Source organism: Candidatus Cloacimonadota bacterium (assembly GCA_020532355.1).
Lineage (GTDB): Bacteria > Cloacimonadota > Cloacimonadia > Cloacimonadales > Cloacimonadaceae > UBA5456.
On sequence record JAJBBD010000235.1, the window covers coordinates 1 to 3,307 of the forward strand.

At 45.5% G+C, this 3,307-nt stretch carries 5 protein-coding genes; 3 read left to right on the forward strand and 2 right to left on the reverse strand.

Annotated elements, in window-relative coordinates; all coding sequences use genetic code 11:
* Positions 1 to 329: 329 nt before the first annotated feature.
* Positions 330 to 1,370, reverse strand: coding sequence for a hypothetical protein (locus tag LHW48_08140; protein ID MCB5260422.1), 1,041 nt, complete (start codon positions 1,368 to 1,370; stop codon positions 330 to 332).
* Between the two features lie 38 nt (positions 1,371 to 1,408).
* A complete protein-coding gene (locus LHW48_08145) occupies positions 1,409 to 2,062 on the reverse strand; it encodes an XRE family transcriptional regulator (GenBank protein MCB5260423.1) in 654 nt (217 codons plus the stop codon).
* 105 nt (positions 2,063 to 2,167) lie between these two features.
* Here LHW48_08145 and LHW48_08150 point away from each other — a divergent pair, with 105 nt between their 5' ends.
* The 3 genes from LHW48_08150 to LHW48_08160 form a co-directional block, all read left to right on the forward strand.
* The gene (locus tag LHW48_08150) at positions 2,168 to 2,350 is read left to right on the forward strand and encodes a hypothetical protein (GenBank protein ID MCB5260424.1); all 183 of its coding nucleotides are present in this window, start codon (positions 2,168 to 2,170) and stop codon (positions 2,348 to 2,350) included.
* A 2-nt stretch (positions 2,351 to 2,352) separates the two neighbouring features.
* Entirely contained in the window at positions 2,353 to 2,565 is a 213-nt protein-coding gene (locus LHW48_08155) for a hypothetical protein (protein MCB5260425.1), read from the forward strand.
* Positions 2,566 to 2,653: 88 nt separating this feature from the next.
* A partial coding sequence (locus tag LHW48_08160) for a regulatory phage cox family protein (protein MCB5260426.1) occupies positions 2,654 to 3,307 on the forward strand: 654 nt, incomplete at its 3' end.

Genomic DNA, 3,307 nt, shown 5'->3' on the forward strand with positions numbered 1-3,307 from the left:
ACTTGGCGTCGGAGCTTTTGTAGACGATATCCAGCTTGTTGGCGGGGTTTTTGACCAGGCTGATGTAGGCCACACTGACTTTGTTCAGTTTTGCCATTTTTACTCCTTTAACTTGGGCGGCTTATTTATGGGCGCGCACAAGCTAAAGCCATGGTGCCAGAGGGCTAAAAGCTGTCAAATTTGCTGTGCATATCTGCACGATTGTTTGTAAGTGATTGGAAGAGTTATGAGTTGAGAGTTGAGAGTTGAGTGTAGAAGCGTCATCCTGACGCTTTATCGTATGAAAAAGCCCCGGAAAACCAGGGCGATATTCTGTGGATTTACAGCATCTATGAATTGGTAATTTTATCCAGCTTCTGCAATCTTCTTTTAACCGCTGCCTTTGGCTTAAGCTTAACTGCTGCGCCATATCTCTGTTTTGCTTGATCTATCATTTGGAGCTTAGCATAGATATCTCCTATGCGAAGCTGGATATCCGACTTCCAATTATCTGAAGGTATTCGATCAATGGCCTCATTGAATTGATCAATGTAATACTGATAATCATTTATACTACAAAAATCTGCTTCTTTAGATGCTAATTCATCTGACAGCACGGAATACAATTCATATCCTGAGCAATTATCATACCATGTAGGATTTGATATGTCGTTACCCTGAATACATACTCCATCAAATGAATATATCAAATGTAGGGCAGATTCATTAAAGTGCAAAGTAAGAGTATCCTCGTCAATACGTATTTCGTGATGGGTCTCATCAAATCTTGCTATCTGCTTACACTCATTTAGATCAAAGAGAAAAGTTGCATTGCTATGCTCTTCATAGTCACTTCCTGCCGTAGAGCAAGCAGCATACTTCCCAGAAGGAGAAATGGTATTACTAAGAAGATTTGCCTTAAATCGCTTTTTGAAGATGGTTTCACCCTGTAGGTTCAGTACATAGAATACTCCAGCGAGGGCTGTAGTATCTAGCCAGTCGTTAAATATTACTACCCCATTATCTCCCACTTTTGCGTCGTGGGGTCGTTCGAACTTTTTCTTATAGAGAATGCTATCATTATGCTGCAGAATCACATGGCCATTGATTCTTCGTTTGTTCTCAATGTGTGAAGTGCTGCAAGCAACAGAATAGATACCATTATGAGATCTGATAGACAATCCGAAAAACCTCAATGAATCAATCGTGAGCCAGTTGTCATATCCGCTAGTATCATCGCTGTTTGGAACTTTGATTTTACTCACAAGATCATCCATGCTGATATTAATCATGGCTTCTGTCTTTGGGGAAGCGCTTTTGGTTGGCTTTAATTTGGCAGCAATAATCACAACGCAAGCAACTACAAATAAAATAATAAGCACTACAGCCATATCTCTATCCTCAAATCATAACTCATAACTCTCAACTCTCAACTCCGATTATACCTTCTAATGCACAGATCCAATATCCCGATCATCACGATATCCGGATCCCCTTCGCTATAGATCATGGGCTCGTAATGGGAATTGAGAGGCACGAGCATGGTGACTTTGCGCTTGTAATCCTCCACCAGCTTCTTCAGCGTGATGCCATCCTCGCAGCGGAAAGCCATGATCTTGCCGCATACATCCACCTCACGCCAATCACGCGAACATACCACCAGATCTCCGGGCAAGACAAAGGGCGACATACTATCCCCCGACACCCGGAAAACCATATAAGGCGGCGCAAACGAAAGCAAACCCCGCGGCAAATCCACCACCTTCCACGGCTCCTCATAAATCTCCTCCGCAGGCTCGCCCGCCGCAATCTCGCCCACTATCGGCACCGATATCGTATCTCCCAAAAACGAAGCATCTACCTCCTGTAACTCCTGAAACATAGATCCACTACCCGTAAGAAGCCAGTTGAGATTCACGCTTAGAGCTTCGGATAACTTTTGTAGAAACTCTCCGCCAGGATATTGTTGATCGTTTTCATAGCGACTAATTGCCGCCTGGGTCGCTCCCACAAGCCGGGATAGACTTACCTGGTTGATATTTCTTTTGCTTCGTATCTCTTTTATTCTCTTACCGATAGACATCTGTCCGCCTTAAGATATACTTAAAATCATATTATGTTCTTGACAGGATATACCAATAATCATATCTTGTCCCTATAACCTAAGTCTACAAAATGAGGTGATGGAATGAATGTCAAGAACAAAGTTCAGAAGGACGAGAGTAGAAGCGGCATCCTGCCGCTTTCAAAGAGGCTGGAAGGCATTTCCAGAGAAATGAATAATGCGGCAGCACGAGCGAATGAAGTGCATCATAAAACGCCACAACTTTCAACTCTCAACTTTCAACTTTCAACTAACCAAGAGAGGTAAAAATGCAAAGTAAGAAGATACTAAGTGCCGCTGAGATCCGGGCGGAGCTTGCCCGGCGGAAGATCAGCAAGGCGCAGTTAGCGCGCGAGACCGGGATCTACTATCCCTACCTGATTGAGGTGCTGCAGGGGCATCAACCCGCCACCAGGATGCGCCAAATCATCACAGCACACCTGCAGAAGCGGGGTTCGCATGAGCCAAAAGCCCTGCATTGATAGGAATTGTGTCCATGGGATACTCCTTCTTGTTTTTTACCAAACCCAAGCTTGGGGTATCCCTATTTTTTGTCAATAAGAGGCAATCATGAATGATAAGTTGAAAGTTGAGAGTGGAGAGTTGAAGCTGATCCCCGTGCAGGAATATGCTGAACTGGTGGGGAAAAGCAGACAGGCTGTTCTAAAGGCAATTAAAAATGGTAAGCTGAGGGCTGTGCTCGCACCTCACCCTACGGTATCCGGAAGAACAGCTTACATGATCCCTGTGCATGACAACCATGACAACCATGACAACCATGACAACCATGACAACCATGACAACCATGACAACCATGACAACCATGACAACCATGACAACCATGACAACCATGACAACCCATGCGAACCATGCGAACCATGCGAACCATGCGAACTCGATTCCACCACGGTGGCGCCGGTGCTCGTCAAAACGCCAAAACGACAAAACCCTACAACCGATGCAACCCCCAATCGCCAAAACGCCACAAGCACTCAACTCTCAACTCTCAACTCTCAACTCTCAACTGGGCGAAGCCCCCTCAACTCTCAACTTTCAACTGAGACTTTATCTCTCCCTTCCGGCTCCATCATCACCCGCGGCAGTTCCCGCCTTAGCGAGAAGCAGAAGCGCATTGCGCTGAGCCGCGCTCAGGTGTGTGAAGAGCTGCAGGGTTTGATCAGCCGGGAAAAGCTCAGCCTGGCAAAGGGGATCGGCATCTATCTG

What these genes read in the sequence shown, in the direction of transcription:
- LHW48_08150 (MCB5260424.1), top strand. Translation starts at nt 2,168, where the DNA reads ATGAATGTCAAGAACAAAGTTCAGAAGGACGAGAGTAGAAGCGGCATC.
- LHW48_08155 (MCB5260425.1), top strand. Translation starts at nt 2,353, where the DNA reads ATGCAAAGTAAGAAGATACTAAGTGCCGCTGAGATCCGGGCGGAGCTT.
- LHW48_08145 (MCB5260423.1), bottom strand. Translation starts at nt 2,062, where the DNA reads ATGTCTATCGGTAAGAGAATAAAAGAGATACGAAGCAAAAGAAATATC.
- LHW48_08140 (MCB5260422.1), bottom strand. Translation starts at nt 1,370, where the DNA reads ATGGCTGTAGTGCTTATTATTTTATTTGTAGTTGCTTGCGTTGTGATT.